The sequence below is a fragment of the uncultured Thioclava sp. genome (assembly GCF_913064665.1).
In the GTDB taxonomy this organism is placed as follows: Bacteria; Pseudomonadota; Alphaproteobacteria; order Rhodobacterales; family Rhodobacteraceae; genus Thioclava; species Thioclava arctica.
Genome location: NZ_CAJYBT010000034.1, coordinates 1 through 22571 on the forward strand (window position 1 = coordinate 1; position 22571 = coordinate 22571).

Below are 22571 nucleotides of genomic sequence, written 5' to 3' on the forward strand. Positions count from 1 at the left end.
GTCGATCTCGGCAGGGTCCGCCATCAGGCGCGCCATTTCGGTGCTGATCGGGCTGAGCTTGGCAACCGCCAGATCGGCCAGCGCGGGTTTGAACGTCCCGAACCCTTTGCCGCCATATTCGCCCAACACCTGCGCCGGGGTCATATCGGCCAAAGCGGCGTAGATATTCACCAGATTGCGCGCCTCGGGACGGTCTTTGAGGCCCTCGATCTCGGCGGGCAATTCGGCCGGGTCGGTGGTGGCCTTGCGGATTTTCTTGGCGATCGTGTCGGCATCATCGGTCAGGTTGATGCGGCTGGCATCCGATGGGTCGGATTTCGACATTTTCTTCGTGCCATCGCGCAAGCTCATGACGCGGGTGGCGGTGCCCTCGATCAGCGGTTCGGGGGCGGGGAAGAAATCGACCTTGAAGTCATGGTTGAACTTGGCCGCGATATCGCGCGTCAGCTCGACATGTTGCTTCTGATCTTCGCCCACTGGCACCATCGTCGCGTGATAGACCAAAATGTCCGCCGCCATCAGCGCAGGGTAGGCGTATAGCCCCAGCGAGGCTTTCTCGGCATTCTTGCCCGCCTTATCCTTGAACTGGGTCATCCGGTTCATCCAGCCCAGACGCGCCACGCAATTGAGCGCCCAAGCCAGTTCAGCATGGGCCGAAACCTGGCTTTGGTTGAACAGGATCGAGCGCGCCGGATCGACACCCGAGGCGATAAAGGCTGCCGCGGCCTCGCGGGTCTGGCGGCGCAGCGCTTCGGGGTCTTGCCAGACGGTGATGGCGTGCAGATCGACGAGGCAATAGATCGTCTCGATCCCCTCATCCTGTTTTTGTGCAAAGCGTTTCAACGCGCCAAGGTAGTTGCCCAGCGTCAGCCCGCCCGATGGCTGGATGCCGGAAAAGACCCGGGGTTTGAAATTGGCGTTGAGGGGGGGGATTTGGTCGCTCATCATCTTGCTCCTGAGGGCGCGCGGGGGTTGGAGGCCCGCACGGGGGTGGAATTCCGCCTTGTGCTCGCTTATCGCTAAAGCGCGCGGGACGTCAACCAAGCCCGCGCCCAAACGGAGCGCCCATGCACGAAGGTTATAACGAGAACCCGATCAACCCTTTGCCGCCCATCGTTTGGCTGCTGGCGCTGCCGATCATCGCGACCGAATTGTTCTTTGGCTTGGGCGCGAGCGGTCTGATGAGCGCGGCTGATGCGGCGGGCTGGCGTCTTGATGCGTTGCAGAAATTCGCGTTCTCGCCGCAGGTGTTGCGCGCGATGATCGACACCGGGCAATATCCGCCCCAGCAGATGCTGCGACTGGTGACCTACCCGTTTGTGCATGCCAGCGTGACGCAGGCAATTTTCGTGCTCGTGTTCCTGCTGGCGCTGGGCAAAATGGTGGGCGAGTTGTTTTCCAATCTCGCCGTGGCAGTGGTGTTCTTGGGCTCAAGCGTGATCGGGGCGCTGGTTTATGGCTTGTTGCCCTTCACGCAGGTCGGGCTTTATGGCGGCTATCCGGGCGATTACGGGCTGATCGGTGCGTTCACCTGGATCTTGTGGACGCGACTGGGACAGGAGAACGCCAACCAGATGCGGGCGTTTTCGCTGATCGGGGCCTTGATGGGCATCCAGCTGATCTTTGCGATGATCTTTGGCGCGCGCCCCGATTGGATCGCGGATATTGTGGGCTTTGTGTCCGGTTTTACGCTTAGCTTCTTTGTGGCGCCGGGCGGGATGAAGCGCGCGTTGCAGCGCTTGCGCAAGCGTTAAGCGCCGCCTTTTCCCCGGCGCATCGCAGCGCGGAAGTCGGCGAAATGCACCGCGCCGATGGCGATGGCGGTGCCGAAATAGGCGATCATCCCAACGATCACGAGGCCCAACATCGCCAGCCCGCGCAGCCCCGGCGCGGTAAAGGCCGCCGGGAACGCCCAGCAGATCGCCCAGACCAGCGCGCCCATGACGGCCGCCGAGACGATGATGCGCGGCACGCGGCGCAGGAAGCGGGCGTCAAACCGCGCCGCCTCGCCCATCGAACGCGCGCCAAGCCACAGCTGCGCCACCATCGCCCAGCCTGCCAGCGTGGTGCCCACCGCCGCCGAGAGATAGCCGATGAACGGCGCAAGCCCGACCGCGATCACCACATTCACCCCCATCGCCACCAGCGCGTAATTAAACGGCGTGCGGGTGTTCTCGCGCGAAAAATAGAGCGGTTGCAGCACTTTTTGGAGCACGAAAGCGGGCAGGCCCAACCCGTAAATCGCCACAGCCCAAGCGGTCGCGACGCTATCGGCATGGCTGAAACGCCCGCGCTCAAACAGCACCGAAACGATGGGCAGCGCAGCCACCAACAGCGCAATCGCCGGGCCGATGGTTAGCAGCAGCGCGAACTCACCCGCGCGCGAAAACGAATAGCGCCCGCCCGCCACGTCACCCGCGCGCAACCGGCGCGACAGATCGGGCAGCAGCACCACGCCAATCGCGATCCCGACCACGCCAAGGGGCAGTTGATACAGCCGATCCGCGTAGTTGAGCCACGCAATCGCGCCGTCGAACTGCGAGGCGACCTGACGACCCACCAGCAGGTTGATCTGCACCACGCCCCCCGCCAGCATCGCAGGGATTGCGATGCGGATCAGGCGCTTCATATCGGGGCTCAGGCGGGGGCGGGCGGGCACGATCTTGAACCCGGCCCGCCACGCTGCGATCCAGACCAGCGTCAGTTGCGCCACGCCCGCGATCGGCACGGCCCAAGCCAGCGCTGGCCCGATCGGCCAGCCAAAGTGATCGGCCAGTATCATCGCCGCAACGAAGGTCACGTTCAGCAAGACAGGCGCGGCGGCAGCGGCCGCGAAATGGCCTGCTGCATTCAGCACACCCGACAGCAGCGCACCAAGCGAGATGAACAGGATATAGGGAAACGCGATGCGGCCATATTGGGTGGCAAGCGCGAAACGCTCATCCGCGGCGAAACCCGAGGCCATCGCCAGCACCAGCCACGGCATCAAGGCAATCGCAACCACACTCAGCGCGATCAGCACGGTTATCAGCCCGCCCATGGCCTCGCGCGCGAAGCCTTGGGCATTCTCGCCGCCCTCAAGTTTCTTCGAGAAGATCGGGATAAAGGCGGTGTTGAACGCGCCCTCGGCAAAGAAGCGGCGAAACAGGTTGGGCAGCGAGAAGGCGATCAAAAACGCCTCGGCCACCGGGCCAGCCCCAAGATAGGCCGCGATCATCATGTCGCGCGCAAATCCCAGCACGCGGCTCGCCATTGTCCAGCCGCCCACCGTCAGGAAGCCGCGCACCAGCCGGATCGGTTTCATCCTAGTTGCCCGCCCGTTTCGAGCCAGAGGCGATTGCCTCGCGCAGCCGCTTTTCCAAGGCCTGCTGGCGCGACGTCGAGTGCAGCTTCAGCCCAAACATGTCCTTGACGTAGAAACTATCCACCACCTGCGCCCCGTAAGTCGCGATCACCGCGCTGGAGATCGAGATATTATTGGCCGCCAGCGCGCGGGTCAGATCGTAGAGCAGGCCGGGGCGATCGCGAGTATCGACCTCGATGATCGTGTAAATGTCCGATCCCTCATTGTCGAAAACTACATGGGTCGGGAATTTAAACTCGCGCTCGCGTTTCTTGATCTTGTCGCGATCTTTGAGCGCATCGCGCGCGATCACCTCGCCACGCAGCGTCTTGTCGATCATGCCGCGCAGACGGCCCAGCTTGGAGGCCTCATAGGGGTGGCCCTCGGCATCCTGAATCCAGAAGACGGCGGTCGCGTAGCCGTCCTTGCTGGTATAGGTGCGCGCATCGACCACGTTCGCCCCCACCAACGCCAACGCGCCCGAAAGCCGCGAGAAGATGCCCGGATGATCGGCCAGCGCGAAGCTGGCGCGCGTGGCGTCGTGATCATCATCGGGATGCAGGTCGATGCGGATTTCGCTATTGTCCAACCCGCGCAGCAACCTTGCAAAGATCGTGTGATTGGTGGTGTTGAGCGATTGCCAATAGGGATCGTAATGACGCCCCAACTCGGCGCGAATTTCCTTGCCGTCCCAATCGCCAGTCTGTTCCAGAACAAGGCGCAGGGCGCGCTTGGCCTCAGAACTGCGCTGATCGCGATTAACCGCCTCAAGGCCATGTTCAAGGGCGCGCGCGGTTTCGGTATGCAGCTTGCGCAGCAGGCTTGCTTTCCAGTTGTTCCACACATTGGGCCCAACGCCGCGAATGTCGCAGACCGTCAGCACGGTCAGCAGATCCAGCCGTTTGCGCGACTTCACCTGACGGGCGAAATCGCGGATCGTGCGCGGGTCGGACAGGTCGCGTTTCTGCGCCACATCCGACATCAACAGGTGATTGCGGATCAGCCATTCCACCGTCTCGCATTCCTCGGCATTGAGCCCCAGACGCGGGGCCACCTTGCGCGAGATTTTCGCCCCCAAAATCGAGTGATCCTCGGGGCGGCCCTTGCCGATATCATGCAGCAAAAGCGCGACATACATCACGCGGCGATTGATCCCCTCTTCGAGGATTTTGGACGACAGCGGCAGCTCTTCGATCAGCTCTTCGCGCTCGATCTGGGCCAGCGTCGAGATCACCTGAATCGTGTGCTCGTCCACGGTGTAGCTGTGATACATATTGAATTGCATCATCGCCACGATCGGCCCGAATTCTGGGATGAAGGCGGCCAAAACACCCAGCTCATTCATCCGGCGCAGCGCGCGTTCCGGGTTGCCATGTTTGAGCAGCAGATCGAGGAACAGCTTTTGCGCCTCGCGGTCGGTGCGGATCGAATCGTCAATCAAATCGAGATTGGCCGAGACCATCCGCATTGCATCGGGATGGATCAACATCCCCGTTCGCAAGGCCTCTTCAAAGATGCGCAGCAGGTTCACCGGATCGGCCAGAAACGCGGCATCATCCGCCACGTTGAGCCGCCCGTTATCCTCGCGGTAAGGCGCCTTGAGCTTGCGGCGACGGCGGAAAATGCGTTGCAGCATCGGCGCGGTCTTGACGTGCTGCGCCTCTAGCTTGGTGAGGAAGATGCGGGTCACATCGCCCACCGCCGTAGCATGGCGGAAATAATCCTGCATGAATACTTCGACCGCGCGCCGACCCGCCAGATCGCGATAGCCCATGCGTTCGGCCACCTCGACTTGCATGTCGAAACTCAGTTGATCGGCCGCGCGCCCTGCGATCAGATGCAGATGGCAGCGCACCGCCCAAAGGTAGTCTTCAGCGGCATAGAAGGTCGCGTATTCCTCGGGGGAAAAGGCCCCGATCTCCATCAATTCGCGCGCGCGCCCGACATGGTGGATATATTTGCCGATCCAATAGAGCGTTTGCAGATCGCGCAACCCGCCCTTGCCCTCTTTGATATTGGGCTCCAGCACGTAGCGCTGCCCACCCTGACGGCGGTGGCGCTGGGCGCGTTCCTCTAGCTTGGCCTCGATGAATTCGCCCTCGGTGCCTTCAAACAGGTCATGGCGCAGCCGCTTTGAAAGCGCTTCCGCCAACTCGGTATCGCCCCCGACATAGCGGTGCTCCAGCAAGGCGGTGCGGATCGTGATGTCTTCGCGCCCGAGCCGGATGCAATCGTCCAGTGTGCGCGAGGAATGCCCCACCTTCAGCTTGAGATCCCACAGCATATAGAGCATCGATTCAATCACGCTCTCAGCCCAAGGCGTGACCTTGTAGGGCGTCAAGAACAACAGATCGACATCGGAATGCGGCGCCATTTCAGACCGGCCATATCCGCCGACCGCGAGAACCGAGAACCGCTCGGCCTCGGTCGGGCTGCCAAGTCGGTGAAGCCGCGTCGTCGCCACCCGCAAGACCGAGCATACGATGCCATCGGTCATCTGCGCATAGGCCTCGACGGTGACGCGCGCGGCCCGCGGATGGGTGGCGAAATCGGCCTCAATTGCCGCACAGGCCTGCTCGCGCTCGTGCGCCAGAAAGGCCACGGTGGCCGAGCGCAGATCGCGCGCCTCCTCAATCCCCTCAAGCGCGATCTCGAGCGCCTCGAAAACCCCGGTCTCCCGAAGAAGGAGCGGGCCCCCAGACTCCTGCGGGGTAAACGACTGCGCAGTGCTCACGGCTTTGGTCACGTCTCGAATAGGCCTTGCTGGAAGGCGAAGGAAATCGGCAGCCGGGTCTTAATACCCGGCCCCACCAAAGCTGCGCGGCGCGGGATCGATGATCACGGCTTGCCCGTTGCTGACCTGCGCAATCGCCAGACCACGCTCATTCGTGCCATCGGGCAGCAGGCGGAATACGCCGTTCACGCCAACAAAGCCCGAGGGCTGGGTCAGCCCCTGCCGGGTCAGCGCATTCGGATTGCCCGATTTGATCAGCGCCCCGATGGCGGCAATCCCGTCATAGGCGAGCCCGGCAATCGGATGCGGCGCGCTGCCATAAGCGGCCTGATAGCGTTGCACGAATTGCGCCTGCAGATTGGGATCGGGTTCGGCGAACCAGCCACCTTGCACGCCCGGAAGCGACAGGGTCGCGGGCGGAATATCCCAGCGGGTCAGGCCGATGAATTGCGTGCTCTGCGAGTTGACGCCGTTTTCCGGCAAAAGCTGGGACAACAGCGGCAGCGCGCCTGCCGTGTCAGCGGTCAGGAACAGCGCGTCCACATCGCCCGCCTTCACGCGTTCCGCGATTTTCGGCGCGGCAGAGACCACCCCTTGCTGGGAGAACGGATAATTGGTGACGCCAGCCAGCGTCGCGCCGTTGCGCGCAATTGCGGTCTGGATCGCGGCAGCCCCGACCGAGCCGGCGGCGGTGTCCTCATGCACGACCATGATCCGGCGCTTGCCCTGACGCGCAGCATAGCGCACCAACCGCTCGGCGGTGTTGGGGAAGGTCGGGCCAAGCACGAAAAGGTTGCCCCCCGCGATATCGGTGTTGTTCGAGAAGGCCAGTACATTGACGTTGCGCGGGGCCACGGCCACCGCTACGGCATTGGCCGATTGCGCGAACACCGGACCCAGAATAATCTTGGCGCCGTCATCGACCGCCTTGTTTGCCATCGCAGCGGCCTGACCTGCCTGACCGCCGGTGTTGTAAACGCGCAGATCAATGCGCACACCTTTCAAATCGGCCACGGCCATATCGGCTGCGTTCTTCAGTGCGCGTGCCAGCGTTTCATCGCCCGAGTTGCCCGAACCTGCGGGCACCAGCAGCGCCACCGTGACGGGGGCCGAGGTGTCGATGCGTTGTCCGCTATTGCCCCCGATCGGTCCGGTTGGGTTGCAAGCTGCCAGCCAAAGCGCCGAGAAAAGCGCTACGATTTGTGCAGCGCGTGCACGGGTGTTACGGATCAGGGCAAACATGATAGGTCCTTCGGCTCGATGCGCAAAAATGGCTTGACCAAATTCTATGCGGATCGTCGCACGAAGTAAACGATACTCACGCTTCAAGGAGCAGGTGATGCAGCAAGAGAACGAAACCGGCAAGATCGCGCTTGAGGGGGCAGGCGCAGCGGGCGAGGGGCGTTTGGTGCCACTTGCGCCGGGGTTGCATTTTATCGCCACGCCGATTGGGGCCGCGCGCGACATCACCTTGCGCGCCCTCGATATTTTGCGCTCGGCTGATGTTTTGGCCGCTGAGGATACCCGCAGCCTGCGCCATCTGATGGAAATTCACGGCGTGCCGCTGGCGGGGCGCAAGATCGTTGCCTATCACGACCACAACGGAGAGGCGATGCGCCCGCGTTTGCTGCGTGCTTTGCAAGACGGTCAGTCGGTGGCCTATGCCTCTGAGGCGGGGACACCGCTGGTGGCAGATCCCGGCTTTCAACTGGGCCGTAGCGTGATTGCCGAAGGGTATCGCGTCTATGCCGCGCCCGGCCCTTCGGCGGTGCTGGCGGCCTTGACGGTCTCGGGCCTGCCCAGTGATCGCTTTCTTTTTGCAGGGTTTGCCCCCAATGCCAGCGCAGCCCGGCAAAAATGGCTGGCCACCTTTCGTGATATCCCGGCAACGCTTGTTTTTTACGAAAGCCCCAAGCGTGTTAACGCGATGTTAAGAGATTGTGTGAAAACATTCGGTGAACATCGAGAGGCGGCGCTGTGTCGTGAATTGACCAAACGCTTTGAAGAAGTGCGGCGCGGCACGCTGCAAGACATCGCGCAAGGGCTCGAAGACTCGCCGGTCAAAGGTGAAATTGTGGTGCTGGTTGATCGGGCGCATGGCCCTGCGGCAGGACCAGAGGAATTGGATAAAATGCTGCGGCTCGCCTTGGCGCGCCAAAGCATGAAGGATGCGGTGTCCGAGGTGGCGCAGGCGCTTGGTCTTCCCCGGCGGGAGGTCTATCAGGCGGCTCTCGAAATGGAGAAGAAGACATGAGCGGTGCACTTTCCTACTATTCCGGGCTTGCGGCCGAACAACAGGTTGCGCGCCGCTACGAGGATGCGGGCCAGTCGATTTCTGAACACCGCTGGCGGGGCCGCTATGGGGGCGAAATTGACCTGATCGCACGCGATGGCGACACGGTGATCTTCGTTGAGGTCAAGAAATCGCGTTCGCATGAACGGGCCGTACAACGACTGTCGGCGCGCCAGATGCAGCGGATCACTGTATCAGTGCAAGAATATCTGATGAAGTTTCCAGCCCCAGCCAATTGCAACCGCAAGGTACGATTCGATTTGGCATTGGTGGACGAGCAGGGGCAGATCAAGATTTTGCAGAACGCTTATTTCGGAATGTGAGTTGCGATTGCATCCCGGCGCACCACATTGCATCAAGGGTTGATTGCAAAGGGGACGCAGATGGGCTTGAAAGTCGCAATTCAGATGGATCCGATCGCGGCGGTCAATATTGACGCCGATAGCACCTTTCGCATCGCCGAAGAGGCGCAGGCGCGCGGTCACGAGTTGTTTTACTACACGCCCGACCGGCTGATGTATCGCGAAGGCCGTATCTTGGCGCGCGGCTGGCCGCTTCATGTGCGCCGCGAACAGGGGAATCATTTTACGCTGGGCGACGAGGTCGAAGTCGATCTTGCCGATTGGGATGTGGTCTGGCTGCGCCAAGATCCGCCGTTCGACATGGGCTATATTACCACCACCCATCTTCTCGAACGAATCCACCCCGCCACTCTTGTCGTCAATGATCCGTTCTGGGTGCGCAACTCGCCGGAAAAGCTTTTGGTGCTGAACTTCCCGGATTTGACACCCCCGACATTGGTCGCGCGTGATTTGGCTACGATTCGTGCGTTCAAGGCGGAGCATGGCGACATCATTCTCAAACCGCTTTACGGCAACGGTGGCGCGGGAGTGTTCCGTCTTGATCCGAACGATCGCAACCTGTCCTCGCTGCATGAGCTGTTCATGGGAATCAATAATGAACCCCTGATTGCGCAGAAATTTCTGCCCGCGGTGGCGAAAGGGGACAAGCGCATCATTCTGGTCGATGGCGAGCCAGTGGGCGCAATCAACCGGGTGCCTGCGGCGGGTGAGACTCGGTCCAACATGCATGTCGGCGGGCGGCCCGAGAAGGTGGCGCTGAGCGCGCGCGACCGTGAAATTTGCGCAGCCATTGGTCCTGTCCTGCGCGAAAAGGGGCAGATTTTCGTCGGTATTGACGTGATCGGCGATTGGCTGACGGAAATCAACGTGACCTCGCCCACGGGCATTCAAGAATTGGAACGTTTTGACGGGGTTAATATTGCTGCCCAAATCTGGGAGGCGATCGAGGCGAAACGGAGCTGACGTGTCATTACAACAGAGCTTTCTGAACCTGATTTTGCGCAACATCATGAAACGGCGGATGCGTGCGATAGAGGATCCGGTGCTGGCGCGCCGTGCGATGGAGCGTCTGGCCAGTTGGGTCGTGATAGAGCCCAAGGGGCTGTGTCTGTTGCGGACGCAATATGGTGGGGTGCCCTGTGTGTCGGCGCGCGTCGGTCGGGTCGCGCCGGATGCGGTGATGCTGTATTTGCATGGCGGGGGCTATTTCGCGGGCTCGCCCAGCATGTATCGCGCGATGGCGGGGCGGTTCTCCAAGCTCTCCGGGCTTGATGTGATCATGCCAGACTATCGCCGCGCCCCCGAACACCCACTGCCTGCTGCGCTTGAGGATGCCGTTGCCGCCTGGCAGGGGTTGATCGAGATGGGCTATGCACCCGAGCGCATCGTTTTGGCGGGCGATAGCGCGGGCGGCGGTCTGGCTTTGCTGTTGCTGGCGCATCTGTGCCGCGCGGGCACGCGGCCCGCCGGGGTGATCACCTTTTCTCCTTGGACCGATCTAAGCTGTTCGAGCGAAAGTTTTCGCAAAAATGCGAAATCCGAGGTGCTTTTGCCGTCGGAGCGGGTCGAGCAGGCCAGCGTGCAGGCGCGTGGCGCGGTCGCAGGCGATGACCCGTCGGTCTCGCCGTTATTCGCCGATTTCCCGGCGGCTCCGCCGGTTTTGATCCAGCATTCGATGACGGAACTCCTGTGTGACGATTCCCTGCGCATGGCCGAGCGGTTGCGCGCGTTTAACGTGGATGTCACGGTGCAAAGCTGGCCCAAAGCGCCCCATGCCTGGCAGTTTTTCGACGGCCGTCTGCCCGAGGCGCGCGCGGCGCTTGAAGATGCGGGTAAGGCTGCGCGACGTATGCTTAACTTGCCATTGCGCTGATGCGATAGCTGAGCGCCTCGGCAATATGGGGCTGGCGCACATCGGCGTCATGTTCGAGATCGGCAATCGTGCGCGCGACCCGCAACACGCGGTGATAGGCGCGCGCCGAGAGCCCGAATCTCTCCGCCATCCGCGTCAGCATCTCGCGCCCTTGCGCATCCGGCGTCGCTATCTTTTCCAAAAGGGCGCCCTCGGCTTCGGCATTGACGCGCACGGATGCATGCCCCGCAAAGCGCGCCGTTTGCACATCGCGCGCGGCCTGAACGCGCTTTGCAATCGTGCCAGAGTCTTCGCCGCTGGCGGGCAGATCAAGATCGCTGAAGGCGACGGGGGGGACCTCGATGCGCAGATCAAAGCGGTCCATCAGCGGCCCCGAGACCTTGCCAAGATAATCCTCGCCACAGGTCGGTGCGCGCGAACAGGCCCGTGCCGGATCGCCAAGATAGCCGCATTTACAGGGATTGGCCGCCGCGATCAGCAAGAACCGGCACGGGTAGCGCATATGGGCATTGGCGCGCGCGACCACGACTTCTCCGGTCTCGATCGGCTGGCGCAGGGTTTCCAGAACGGCGCGGGGAAATTCGGGAAACTCGTCCATGAACAGCACGCCATTATGGGCCAGACTGACCTCACCGGGGCGCGCGCCACGCCCGCCCCCGATCATCGCGGCCATCGATGCAGTGTGATGGGGCTCGCGAAAGGGGCGGGCGCGCGAGATCCCACCTTCGCCAAGCAGCCCCGAAAGCGAATGGATCATCGAGGTTTCCAGCGCTTCGGTCGGGGTCAGGGGCGGCAGAATCGAGGGCAGGCGGGCCGCCAGCATCGACTTTCCCGATCCCGGCGCGCCAATCATCATCATGTGGTGACGCCCCGCGGCGGCGATTTCCAGAGCGCGCTTGGCACGTTCCTGCCCTTTCACATCGCGCAGATCGCGCGCCAATATGGGCGGGTCGAGCAGACCGGGGCGGGCGGGCTCCAGCGGGGCGCGCCCGCTGAGATGCGCGATCGCCTCGCTGAGCGTGGCCGGGGCAAACACATCGGTCGCCCCGACCCACGCCGCCTCGGCGCCACAGGATTTCGGACAGATCAGATCGCGCCCGTTTTCCGCAGCCGCCAGCGCGGAAGGCAGCGCGCCCGCCACGCCCACCAGCCGTCCATCGAGCGCCAACTCGCCAATCGCCACCACTGCCTCGGCGCGTTCCGGGGGCACCAGACCAAGGGCCGCAAGCAGCGCCAGCGCCACGGGCAGATCAAAATGCGAGCCCTCTTTGGGCATGTCGGCGGGCGACAGATTGACCGTGATCTTTTGCATCGGCATCGCAATGGCAAGCGCGCCAAGCGCGGCGCGCACCCGCTCGCGCGCTTCGGACACAGCCTTGTCTGCCAAGCCCACGATGGCAAATCCGGGCAACCCCTCGGACAGGGCGCATTGCACTTCGACGCTGCGCGCCTCAACGCCCTCAAATGCTACGGTGTAGGTCTTGGCGACCATGTTTCCCCATCCTTTGCCCCGCTCATTCAAGGGGTAAAGGCGCATGGTTTATGAAAGGTTAACACGGCTGAGGGGCGACTCATATTTCGCCGGAGGGGGATAATCGGGCCCAAAATCATCCCGTAGCCGATCTTTCGTATAGTGCGTGCAAGCAAGACGGCGAGTAAAATGTTGCAAGGGAACGCTCGCGAGTCAAGAAAACGTGAGCAAGCTTATGGTTTCGTAGGCCCGCAGCTTTGTGATCGATCACCCTACGCCATTGAAAAGACGCGGATTTATTTGATGAGCCTTCGTCAAGGTGCTGCGACGCACAAACTTATCCGCAGAAATCAACAATTCCGTGAGGAACCTTTTCATGGCAAGCGCATTGGGTCAGCAATGCAGCCACGCGTTCAAGTGGCGCCGATTGGGCGGGAGACCCGGGGAGACTGGTAATGGCACTCGATGGTATGACAGACGAAACATTGCCGCGCCAAGCGATGCGCGCGGAATTCCTCGACGCCGACACAGAGGCCAATTTGGCCCGCGCGTGGCGCGATCACCGCGACGAACAGGCCCTGCATCGTTTGGTGACCGCTTATATGCGCCTCGCAATTTCGATGGCGTCGAAATTCCGCCGCTACGGCGCCCCGATGAACGACCTGATCCAAGAAGCCTCGCTTGGGCTGATGAAAGCCGCCGACAAGTTTGACCCGGAACGCGGCGTGCGGTTCTCTACCTATGCGGTTTGGTGGATCAAGGCCTCGATCCAGGAATTCGTGATGCGCAACTGGTCGATGGTGCGCACCGGATCGACCTCATCGCAGAAATCGCTGTTTTTCAACATGCGCCGGGTGCAGGCCCAGCTTGCCCGCGAGGCGCAGCAAGAGGGCATCCAGTTGGATGCGCTGCAATTGCGCCTGCGCGTCGCCGAGGTGATCGGCGTTCCGATCCATGATGTCGAGATGATGGAAGGCCGCCTGTCGGGTTCTGATTTCTCGCTCAACGCCACGCAATCCAGCGATGAAGAAGGACGCGAATGGGTCGACACGCTGGAAGATGAGAGTGCCAACCCCGAGGAAAGCGTCGCAGAGAGCCATGACGGTTTGACGATGAAAAATTGGCTCGGAGAGGCGATGGAACGCCTGACCGACCGGGAGAAATACATCGTAACGCAGCGCCGCCTGATCGAAGATCCACGCACGCTGGAAAGCCTTGGCGAAGAACTGAGCCTGTCTAAAGAACGCATCCGCCAGCTTGAGGCGCAGGCCTTTGGCAAGATGCGGAAATCTCTTGAATGCCATCAGGGCGAGGTGCAAAGCTTCTTCGTATGAAGACGCTTCTCGCCGCGCTGCTGACTTTGACGCTGATCTCCCCGGCCCATGCCGAGGAGATTTCTGCTACTGCGCTTGATCATCTTTCCGGCGATATCGTCGTGCTGGGCGAAATCCACGACAACCCGACCCATCACCTCAATCAGGCGCGCGCGATCGCGGCGATCAAACCCAAGGCAGTGGTGTTTGAGATGCTCAGCCCCGCGCAAGCCGCCAAGATCACCCCCGGCCTGTTAAAAGACGAAAAAGCGCTTGAAAAGGCCTTGGACTGGGAGCAGGCAGGCTGGCCAGATTTCGCGATATATTACCCAATTTTCAAAGCCTTGGGTGAAGCGCGCATCTATGGTGCCGCAGAGCCGCGCGACGTGGTGCGCAGTGCCATGACCACGCCCTTGCCCGAGGTTTTTGGCGCGGATGCCGCGCGCTATGGGCTGGATCACCCCTATCCCGACGCCCTGCAAAAACAGCTCGAGGCCGAGGCGATGGCCGATCATTGCAACGCGCTGCCCGCAAAACTACTGCCCGGCATGGTAGCGGCGCAGCGCTATCGCGATGCCGCTTTTGCGCGCACCGTTCAGCAAGCCTATCACGACACCGGCGGCCCGGTTGTGTTGATCACAGGGTCGGGTCATGCCCGCACCGATCGAGCCGTGCCCGCCTTGCTGCGCAAACTTGATCCGGCGGCCAAAATCGTGGCGATCGGCCAGATTGAGGCCGCGCCAGACGACCCGGCATCTCCCGATCAGCCCTTTGATCAGTGGATCATCACGCCCCCGACGCCCCGCGACGACCCCTGCGCCGCGTTCAAGTGAACCTTGCGCGGGCGCGCCGTGCCGCTTAGACCTAAGCTCAACCTATTGCGGAGGGGCAAATGCTTGCGGGCAAACGCATCCTGTTGATCATCGGCGGCGGTATCGCGGCCTTTAAAACGCCCGAGCTGATCCGCGCCCTGCGCGCGGCAGGGGCGGCGGTGACGCCTGTTTTGACGCGGGCGGGGGCGCAGTTCGTCACGCCACTCACGATCTCGTCTCTCGCAGGCGAAGCCGCGCATAGCGATCTGTTCGATCTGACCCATGAGGCCGAGATTGGCCATATCCAGCTTAGTCGCGCGGCCGATCTGGTCGTCGTTGTGCCCGCCACCGCCGATCTGATGGCGAAGATGGCGCAAGGATTGGCCAATGATCTGGCCTCGACGCTGCTACTCGCGACAGACAAACGCGTTTTGATCGCGCCTGCGATGAATGTGCGGATGTGGGAGCATGCCGCGACCCAACGCAATATCGCCACGCTCAAATCTGATGGCGTGTTGTTTGCAGGACCGACGGATGGTGACATGGCGTGCGGTGAATTCGGCCCGGGGCGGATGGTGGAACCGCTTGAAATCCTGTCTGATATCAAGGCGGCGCTGTCGGATGGCCCGCTCAAGGGCCACCATATTCTTGTCACCTCTGGCCCGACCTACGAGCCGATTGATCCGGTGCGCTATATCGCCAATCGTTCCTCGGGCGCGCAGGGCACGGCGCTGGCCGAGGCGCTGCGCGATCTGGGCGCGCGGGTCAGCTTTATCACTGGCCCGGCCAGCGTGGCGCCCCCCGAAGGCGTGACGGTGACGCGGGTGGAGACCGCCCGTGAAATGCAAGCGGCGGTAGAGGCCGCATTGCCCGCTGATGCCGCCATTTTCGCCGCCGCAGTGGCCGATTGGCGGGTGGAAAACGCCGCATCCAAAAAGATGAAAAAAGACGGCTCCGGCACGATGCCAACACTCGAATTTGCCCAAAACCCTGATATTCTGGCGCAGGTGTCGCAGATGCCAACGGGGCGCCCTACGCTGGTCGTGGGCTTTGCCGCCGAGACCCATGACGTCGAACGCCACGCCACTGAAAAACGCGCGCGCAAGGGCTGTGACTGGATCGTGGCCAATGATGTTAGCCCCGAAACCGGCATCATGGGCGGAAGCGAGAATGCGGTGACGCTGATTGACGCGCAGGGTGTCGAACACTGGCAGCGCATGAGCAAGACAGACACCGCGCGGCGGTTGGCCGCGCGCATCGCTACCGCCCTCGGGGCCAAGGCAAACTGAGGGACGCTCCGCGAGGAGTATTTCTGGCTAGATGAAACGCCGCTCTTTCATCTAGCCTAAAATACTCCCGCCGGAGGCATCCGACCGTGACTTCACGCGCGCCCACTCGGGGCAGGGAGAGCAAGATGACCACACCGACCATCAAGGTTCTGCGCGAGGATTGGGCGGATCCGGCGATTGCGCTGCCCGGCTATGAAAGCGCACAGGCGGCGGGGGCTGATATTCGCGCAAATCTATTGCCCGAGGATCGCGACAGCGGTTTCACCCTCTATCCGATGCAGCGTGCGATCATTCCGACTGGGCTGCGCGTTGAGATACCGTGCGGATTTGAAATGCAGATCCGTCCGCGCTCGGGGTTGGCGCTGAAACACGGGATCAGCTTGCCCAATACGCCCGGCACGATTGATGCCGATTACCGGGGGCCGCTTGGGGTGTTGCTGATCAATCTGGGCCATGAGCCCTATCGGATAGAACATGGCGCGCGCATCGCTCAGGCGATCATTGCGCCGGTGGTGCAGGCCAAGTTTGAGGTCGCGCAGGATTTGGGCGAGACCGCGCGCGGGCAGGGGGGCTTTGGCTCCACTGGGGTGCGTTAGGCGATGCTGGGGCTTGTTTTGTTGGCCGCGATCCTTGGCTTGGGGGTGGTGATGCGCGCGTCCGCACGTACGATCTGGGCGATGCTTGGGCTGATTTGGCTGGCGTTGGTGATCGCGCATCTTCCGGTGAGGGCGCTGGCGCCGCTTGGGCAGAGCTTGGGCGGGTCGCTGGCGGGCTGGTTGGGGCTTGGGGTCGTGGCAGCGCTGGTGTTGGCCTATCGCGCGATGTTGCGCGCCATTCGCGCCCGCGCGCATAATCCCGCCCCCGCACCTGCGAAACCGGGCCAATTCTCGGGCGCGGAGCTGGATCGCTATGCGCGCCATATCATGCTGCGCGAGATCGGTGGGCCGGGGCAGAAAAAACTCAAATCCGCCAAGGTGTTGGTGATCGGGGCGGGGGGGCTTGGCTCTCCGGTGTTGCTTTATCTTGCGGCGGCGGGCGTGGGCCGGATCGGGGTTGTCGATGATGATGTCGTGTCCAATTCCAACTTGCAGCGACAGGTGTTGCATCGCGATCGCGATATTGGTGTGGCGAAAGTGTTTTCGGCACAACGGGCGTTGGCAGCACTCAACCCGCATATCGAAATCTTGCCCTATCAGCGCCGACTGAGCGCGACGGACGCCCCCGATTTGATTGCCGAATATGATCTGGTGATCGACGGCTCGGACAATTTCGAAACCCGATATCTGGTGAATGCCGCCTGTGTGGCAGCAGGCAAGCCGTTGATATCGGGGGCGATCGCGCAATGGGAGGGGCAGGTCTCGCTGTATGATCCGGCCCATGATGCGCCCTGTTATGCCTGTCTTTTCCCACAGGCCCCAGCGCCGGGCCTTGCGCCCTCTTGTGCTGAGGCGGGGGTGGTGGGCGCGCTGCCCGGTGTGGTGGGCGCGATGATGGCGGCCGAGGCGATCAAAGAGATCACCGGCGCGGGACAATCGGCGCGCGGGCGGTTGATGATTTATGACGCGCTTTGGGGGGAAAGCCGCCAGATTTCGGTGCGGCGTAATCGCGATTGCGTGGTCTGCGGGACGCTGGACAGTTCGCCCGCCCCGTCTTAGCCTTTGGCCAAACCGCTATTGGAGAGTGCTGTCATGAAACGCGTCTTGCTTGCTGCCCTTTTGTCGCTTTTTGCGCTTCCTGCCGTTTCTGCTGATCTGCCCGATCTCAAGGGCAAAGAGGTGGTTGTCGTTTCGGAAAATGCCTATCCGCCGCTGCAATTCATCGACAAAAGCGGCAAGGCGGTTGGCTGGGAATATGACGCGATGAACGAGATCGCCAAGCGCCTGGATATGAAGGTGAGCTATCAAAACTCCAGCTGGGATGCGATGATCCCGGCGGTGTCGTCCGGGCAATATGATATCGGGATGGATGGCATCACCATTCGTGATGATCGCAAGGAAGCGGTGGATTTTTCCGCGCCCTATATGCGCTCGGAGATGCGTATGCTGGTGCGTGGCGATGAAAGCCGCTTTGAGAATGCCAAGGGCTTTGCCGCCGACCCCAAGCTGTTGATGGCCGCCCAGCCCGGCACCACACCGTTTTATGTCGGAGTGTATGACGTGCTGGATGGAAATGAGGCCAACCCGCGCATCAAGATGTTTGAGACATTTGGCGCAGGCGTGCAGGCGCTGGAATCGGGCGATGTTGATCTGGTCTTGACCGATTCCACAGCCGCCAACGGGCTGGTTGCGGCCTCGGACGGCAAGCTCAAGGTGGTGGGTGCGCCGCTTGGATCTGAGGATTTCGGGTTCATCTTTCCCAAGGGCTCGGATCTGGTGGCGCCGGTCAATGCTGCAATTGCGGCGATGAGGGCCGATGGCACGCTGGATGCGCTCAATACCAAGTGGTTCCTCGATTACAAAATGGGGAACTAAGCCGCTGCCCCCCACCAAGACCCGCCGTGATTTCCCGTGGTGGCTTGTCGTGCTGGGTGCGGCGGGCGCGGCGGTGTTTTGGCAATTTGGCACTGACCCGGTCTATACCCGCATTCTCGCCACCGTTTCCAAAGGCATCACGATCACGCTGTTTGTGACGGTGGTGGCCTTTGTCGGGGCGATGGCGATGGGGCTGATCTTGGCGCTGGGGGCGCTGTCGCGATATGCGATCCTGCGCCAAATCTCGCGGCTTTACATTGAGGTGATGCGCGGCGTTCCGATCATCGTTTTGCTGCTGTATGTCGCCTTCGCGCTGGTGCCGATGTTAGTGGCGGGGTGGAATGCGCTGGGCCTGCCCGAGGCATCGACACGCGATGTTTCCCTGCTTTGGCGCGCGATTTTGGCGCTGGTGCTGGCCTATTCCGCCTTCATCGCCGAGGTGTTTCGCGCAGGTCTGGCCTCGGTCGGGCGCGGTCAGGTCGAGGCCGCCGAGGCACTGGGCCTCAGCGGTTGGCTGCGCTTTCGCCTGATCGTGTTCCCGCAGGCCTTCCGCACGATCCTGCCGCCGCTCGGCAATGATTTCGTCGCGATGGTCAAGGACAGCTCGCTGGTTTCAGTGCTGGGCGTCGCCGATATCACCCAGCTTGGCAAAGTCGCGGCCGCCGGGAATTTCCGCTATTTCGAAACCTATAATGTCGTCGCGCTGATCTATCTGGTGATGACAATTTCGCTCTCGCTCGGGCTGCGCCAGATCGAGATGCGTTTGCGCAGGCGCGGGCAGAGCACAGATAGCTGAGCACTGGTTCTTTGGCGCACCAAGCCCTAGCTTAGGGCCAAAGGAGACCTCCCATGACCAACCCGCTTTTGACCGACTGGACCGGCCCCTATCAGTTGCCGCCCTTCGCGCAGATCACCGATGATGATTTCGCGCCCGCCTTCGAGGCCGCACTCAGCGATGCGCGCGCCAGAACGGTGCAGATTGCCGAAAATCCGGACGCGCCGACATTTGCCAATACGATCGAGGCGATGGAGCAATCCGATGGTACCCTCGATAAGGTTTCCGGCGTGTTTTACAATCTCGCCGGGGCCGATGCCACGCCCGCGCGCGAAGCCTTGATGCGCGATCTTGCCCCGAAACTGGCGGCGTTTTCGTCTGAGATCACGATGAACAAGGCGCTGTTTGCGCGCATCGACCAGCTTTGGCAAAACCGCGACGCTCTGGGTCTGAGCGCCGAGCAAGCGCGTGTGCTGGAGCTCTATCACCAGATGTTCACCCGCGCCGGGGCCGCGCTTGAGGGCGCGCCCGCGCAGCGGATGAAGGCGATCAAGGAACGCTTTGCCACGATCACCACGCAGTTCAGCCAGAACCTGCTGGCAGACGAGCGCGATTGGTTCCGCCCGATGTCGGATGACGATCTTGAGGGTTTGCCTGATTTCGTTATCGAAACCGCGCGTGCCGCTGGCGAAGAACGCGGCGCGCAGGGCCCGGTTTTGACGCTCTCGCGCTCGCTCATCGTGCCGTTCCTGCAATTCTCGCCCAATCGCGATTTGCGCCGCCTCGCCTATGAGGCGTGGGTCGCGCGCGGTGCCAATGGCGGGGAAACCGACAATCGCGCCATCGCCGCCGAGATTTTGAAGCTGCGCGCGGAACGCGCCAAGCTGCTCGGCTATGCCAGCTTCGCCGCGTATAAGCTTGAACCCGAAATGGCCAAGACCCCCGCCGCCGTGCGTGACCTGCTGATGCGCGTCTGGGCCCCCGCCAAAGCCGCCGCCGAGGCGGATGCCGAAAAGCTGTCCGAGATGATGCATACAGACGGTGTGAATGGCGATCTGGAGCCCTGGGACTGGCGCTATTATTCCGAAAAGCGCCGCGTTGCCGAGCATGATTTCGACGAGGGGCAGATCAAACCATACCTGTCACTGGATGCGATGATCGGGGCGGCGTTTGACACCGCCAACCGCCTGTTCGGGTTGGAGTTTAAGCCGCTTGAAGGGCCGTTCTATCACCCCGATGTGCGCGGCTGGGAAGTCTCGCGTAAAGGCAAAACGATCGCCGTATTCCTCGGGGATTATTTCGCGCGCGGCTCGAAACGCTCGGGGGCGTGGTGTTCGGCGATGCGCAGCCAAAAGAAACTGGGCGGTGAGGTCGTTCCGATCGTGGTGAACGTGTGCAACTTTGCCAAGGGCAATCCCGCATTGCTTAGCCATGACGATGCGCGCACGCTGTTTCATGAATTCGGCCATGCACTGCACCAGATGCTCTCGGATGTGACCTATTCCTTCATCTCGGGCACCTCTGTGGCGCGCGATTTCGTTGAGTTGCCGAGCCAGCTTTACGAACACTGGCTGGATGTCCCCGAAGTTCTGGAACGCCACGCGCGCCATTACGAGACCGGCGAGGTGATGCCCAAGGCGTTGCGCGCCAAGCTGAAAGGCGCGGCCACCTATGATCAGGGATTTTCCACGGTGGAATATCTGGCGTCAGCTTTGGTCGATCTGGCCTTTCACGAGGACGCGGCCCCGGAGGATCCGATGACGAAACAGTCTGAGGTGCTTGCGGGTATCGGTCTGCCCCACGCAATCCGGATGCGCCACGCGACACCGAATTTCGGTCATATCTTCTCAGGTGACGGCTATTCCTCGGGCTATTACAGCTACATGTGGTCTGAGGTGATGGATGCCGATGCGTTCGAGGCCTTTGAGGAGGCGGGCGACGCCTTTGATCTCAAGACCGCGCAAAAGCTGGAGAAATTCATCCTGTCGGCGGGCAATTCGCGTACGCCAGATGCGCTATATACCGCGTTTCGCGGCCGGATGCCGGGCGTTGAACCGCTGCTTAAAGGGCGTGGTCTGCTCGATCCCGCTGCTTGACTTGGAGAGAGCAAAGGTGCCTCCGGCGGGAGTATTTAGGGCTAGATGAAACCGGTAGTCTTTCATCTAGCCTGAAATACTCCGGGGGTCTGGGGGCAGCGCCCCCAGCGCTAGCCCCGCCAGACATCCTTGTGAATGATCACATCGGTCTGGGGATAGGCGGTCAGGATTTCGCGTTTGAGAGCGGCGCCGATGTCATGGGCCTGTTCCAGAGTTTGATCGCCATCCAGCTCAATATGCAGATTGACGAAAATCTGCGCGCCTGCGGTGCGGGTTTTGAGGTCATGAAAGCCACGCACACCGGGATGGGCGCGCGCGATTTTGGCGATGCCGTCGATTACCTCATTGGGGGCGGCGCGATCCATCAGCGCATTCCACGCCCCTGACCCGATATGCACGGCCCCCAAGATCATCCAAGCCGCGGCAATCAGCGCAACCATGCTGTCAATTTGACCCCAACCAAACGCACGCGACACCCATAGCGCGCCAATCGCGCCCAAGGTGGGCAACAGGTCGCCGACATAATGCAGCCGATCCGCGGCCACGACCTTGTTGCCCGTTGCCCGCGCGACCCGGCTTTGCCACCAGATCAGCGCGCCTGTCACCAAGGCCGAGACCACCATCACCACGATTCCGGCGGTTTGTGCGCTTAGCGGATGCGGGGTAGGGGCCATCAGGCGATGGATTGCCGAATAGCCGATCACCCCTGCTGAGGCGAGAATGACCAGCGATTGCCCCAAAGCAGCCAGATCCTCGGCGGAGGAATGGCCAAAGGCGTGATCGTCATCAGCGGGCTTGGCGGCATAGAGGATCGCGGCCAAGCCGCCCGCCGAGATGATCAGATCGACCGCGCTATCGGCCAGTGACGCGGCCACCGACAGAGCCCCGGTTTGCCACAAGGCCCACAGTTTGAGCGCCACCAGCACAGCGGCCACGCCAACCGACGCGATCCCCGCCGAGGCGTTCAACTTTGTGTCTGTTTCACTATAAGCCATCAGCTTCGCCGCCGTTGCGCCCCCAAGATGTAGCGCAAAGCGGCTTATTCGTCACCCGGCTCATTGTCATCCACGCCCCAAATTTCGGTTTTTGGCAGCCAGCCTTGGGCCCCGTCAGCGTCGACCTCACACCACGTGCGGTTGCAACTGTCGAGCCGTGCAATTGCGCCCGTTTGCGCTTTGGCCACGACCTCGGCCTTTTCATCGGGACGGGCGTGCAGCGAGGCCATATCTTGCGTAATCACGACATGACGCACCCCGGAAATCAGGGTGTAGTGAATCCAGCCACCCTGACCGTCCCGGTCCTCGACCCGGCGCCAATGGCCAAATTCGGCGGTAACTTTCAGCGGCATGCCGGGATGGGTGAACACCCAATCGATGCGATGCGAGAGCGAGGGGCCGCGTCGCGCATTGCCCTTGGACCCTTTGAGCGAAACAAAGCGCGGCAGCGGCAGATGGGTGACCGGGCCGCGATGATCAAGCGGGTTAAGCATGACCGCATCGGCGGGAATGTCAGAGGCGGCAGGGGCAGCAGCGGCGGTGCTTGAGGCAGGCGGTGCTGTGCTCGCATCGGGCTGTGCGGGCTTGGGCATCGGCTTGGCGGCGGCGCTGACAGAGGCGCCGTCGGAATTGGCATGCGCCGCGCGATGGCCGCTCCACGCCATCAGGCCCAGAATCGCCATGCCGCTTAGCGCTGCCAAAAACGTGCCTTTGGTCATTCTCTGCCTCTTGCCCCTCGGCCTT

The 22571-nt window shown here is 61.9% G+C and carries 20 protein-coding genes; 13 read left to right on the forward strand and 7 right to left on the reverse strand.

Going from position 1 to position 22571, the window contains the following annotated elements; translation table 11 throughout:
* A partial coding sequence (trpS, locus tag QZ571_RS13635; protein ID WP_295535872.1) for a tryptophan--tRNA ligase occupies window positions 1–945 on the reverse strand: 945 nt, incomplete at its 3' end.
* Window positions 946–1067: 122 nt separating this feature from the next.
* Between trpS and QZ571_RS13640 the strand changes: the two genes are divergently transcribed.
* A complete protein-coding gene (locus tag QZ571_RS13640) occupies window positions 1068–1754 on the forward strand; it encodes a rhomboid family intramembrane serine protease (RefSeq protein ID WP_295535874.1) in 687 nt (228 codons plus the stop codon).
* On the opposite strand, the gene murJ is transcribed toward QZ571_RS13640, so the two are convergent.
* The 3 genes from murJ to QZ571_RS13655 form a co-directional block, all read right to left on the reverse strand.
* Window positions 1751–3304: a murein biosynthesis integral membrane protein MurJ gene (gene murJ, locus QZ571_RS13645; RefSeq protein WP_295535877.1), complete on the reverse strand. Its 1554-nt coding sequence runs from the start codon at window positions 3302–3304 to the stop codon at window positions 1751–1753. The genes QZ571_RS13640 and murJ overlap by 4 nt on opposite strands.
* A gap of 1 nt (window position 3305) precedes the next feature.
* Window positions 3306–5993 (reverse strand): [protein-PII] uridylyltransferase, encoded by a 2688-nt coding sequence (locus QZ571_RS13650; protein WP_295535979.1) that lies wholly within the window; start codon window positions 5991–5993, stop codon window positions 3306–3308.
* Window positions 5994–6137: 144 nt separating this feature from the next.
* The gene (locus QZ571_RS13655) at window positions 6138–7319 is read right to left on the reverse strand and encodes a penicillin-binding protein activator (protein ID WP_295535880.1); all 1182 of its coding nucleotides are present in this window, start codon (window positions 7317–7319) and stop codon (window positions 6138–6140) included.
* A gap of 97 nt (window positions 7320–7416) precedes the next feature.
* On the opposite strand from QZ571_RS13655, the gene rsmI reads away from it, so the two are divergent.
* The 4 genes from rsmI to QZ571_RS13675 are packed head-to-tail and all read left to right on the forward strand — an operon-like array spanning window position 7417 to window position 10605.
* Window positions 7417–8331, forward strand: a complete 915-nt coding sequence (gene rsmI, locus QZ571_RS13660; protein WP_295535883.1) for a 16S rRNA (cytidine(1402)-2'-O)-methyltransferase — start codon at window positions 7417–7419, stop codon at window positions 8329–8331.
* Window positions 8328–8693, forward strand: a complete 366-nt coding sequence (locus QZ571_RS13665) for a YraN family protein (protein ID WP_295535887.1) — start codon at window positions 8328–8330, stop codon at window positions 8691–8693. The genes rsmI and QZ571_RS13665 overlap by 4 nt, the downstream gene beginning before the upstream one ends.
* A gap of 60 nt (window positions 8694–8753) precedes the next feature.
* The gene (gene gshB, locus QZ571_RS13670; RefSeq protein WP_295535889.1) at window positions 8754–9695 is read left to right on the forward strand and encodes a glutathione synthase; all 942 of its coding nucleotides are present in this window, start codon (window positions 8754–8756) and stop codon (window positions 9693–9695) included.
* A 1-nt stretch (window position 9696) separates the two neighbouring features.
* Window positions 9697–10605 carry an alpha/beta hydrolase fold domain-containing protein gene (locus QZ571_RS13675; RefSeq protein ID WP_295535892.1) on the forward strand — a complete coding sequence of 303 codons (909 nt, stop codon included), beginning with the start codon at window positions 9697–9699 and terminating at the stop codon, window positions 10603–10605.
* Here the strand turns inward: QZ571_RS13675 and QZ571_RS13680 are convergent.
* Window positions 10586–12097, reverse strand: a complete 1512-nt coding sequence (locus tag QZ571_RS13680; RefSeq protein ID WP_295535894.1) for a YifB family Mg chelatase-like AAA ATPase — start codon at window positions 12095–12097, stop codon at window positions 10586–10588. The two genes, QZ571_RS13675 and QZ571_RS13680, sit on opposite strands and share 20 nt — an antisense overlap.
* Before the next feature lie 434 nt (window positions 12098–12531).
* On the opposite strand from QZ571_RS13680, the gene QZ571_RS13685 reads away from it, so the two are divergent.
* From QZ571_RS13685 to QZ571_RS13720, 8 genes are all read left to right on the forward strand, one after another.
* A complete protein-coding gene (locus QZ571_RS13685) occupies window positions 12532–13410 on the forward strand; it encodes an RNA polymerase factor sigma-32 (RefSeq protein ID WP_295535897.1) in 879 nt (292 codons plus the stop codon).
* On the forward strand, window positions 13407–14222 hold the full coding sequence (locus QZ571_RS13690) for a ChaN family lipoprotein (protein WP_295535899.1): 816 nt from the start codon (window positions 13407–13409) through the stop codon (window positions 14220–14222). Before QZ571_RS13685 ends, QZ571_RS13690 begins: the two co-directional genes overlap by 4 nt.
* Window positions 14223–14281: 59 nt before the next feature.
* Complete coding sequence (gene coaBC, locus QZ571_RS13695) at window positions 14282–15490, forward strand: bifunctional phosphopantothenoylcysteine decarboxylase/phosphopantothenate--cysteine ligase CoaBC (protein WP_295535902.1); 1209 nt, start codon at window positions 14282–14284, stop codon at window positions 15488–15490.
* A gap of 125 nt (window positions 15491–15615) precedes the next feature.
* Complete coding sequence (gene dut, locus QZ571_RS13700) at window positions 15616–16086, forward strand: dUTP diphosphatase (RefSeq protein ID WP_295535904.1); 471 nt, start codon at window positions 15616–15618, stop codon at window positions 16084–16086.
* Between the two features lie 3 nt (window positions 16087–16089).
* Complete coding sequence (locus tag QZ571_RS13705; RefSeq protein ID WP_295535907.1) at window positions 16090–17145, forward strand: HesA/MoeB/ThiF family protein; 1056 nt, start codon at window positions 16090–16092, stop codon at window positions 17143–17145.
* Window positions 17146–17178: 33 nt separating this feature from the next.
* Complete coding sequence (locus QZ571_RS13710; RefSeq protein ID WP_295535910.1) at window positions 17179–17961, forward strand: transporter substrate-binding domain-containing protein; 783 nt, start codon at window positions 17179–17181, stop codon at window positions 17959–17961.
* On the forward strand, window positions 17903–18757 hold the full coding sequence (locus tag QZ571_RS13715) for an amino acid ABC transporter permease (RefSeq protein ID WP_295535913.1): 855 nt from the start codon (window positions 17903–17905) through the stop codon (window positions 18755–18757). Before QZ571_RS13710 ends, QZ571_RS13715 begins: the two co-directional genes overlap by 59 nt.
* Window positions 18758–18810: 53 nt before the next feature.
* On the forward strand, window positions 18811–20832 hold the full coding sequence (locus QZ571_RS13720) for a M3 family metallopeptidase (protein ID WP_295535915.1): 2022 nt from the start codon (window positions 18811–18813) through the stop codon (window positions 20830–20832).
* Between the two features lie 110 nt (window positions 20833–20942).
* Here QZ571_RS13720 and QZ571_RS13725 read toward each other — a convergent pair whose 3' ends face one another.
* Both QZ571_RS13725 and QZ571_RS13730 read right to left on the reverse strand, forming a co-directional pair.
* Window positions 20943–21827 (reverse strand): cation diffusion facilitator family transporter, encoded by an 885-nt coding sequence (locus tag QZ571_RS13725; RefSeq protein ID WP_295535918.1) that lies wholly within the window; start codon window positions 21825–21827, stop codon window positions 20943–20945.
* 44 nt (window positions 21828–21871) lie between these two features.
* A complete protein-coding gene (locus QZ571_RS13730; RefSeq protein ID WP_295535920.1) occupies window positions 21872–22546 on the reverse strand; it encodes an SH3 domain-containing protein in 675 nt (224 codons plus the stop codon).
* Between the last annotated feature and the right edge of the window lie 25 nt (window positions 22547–22571).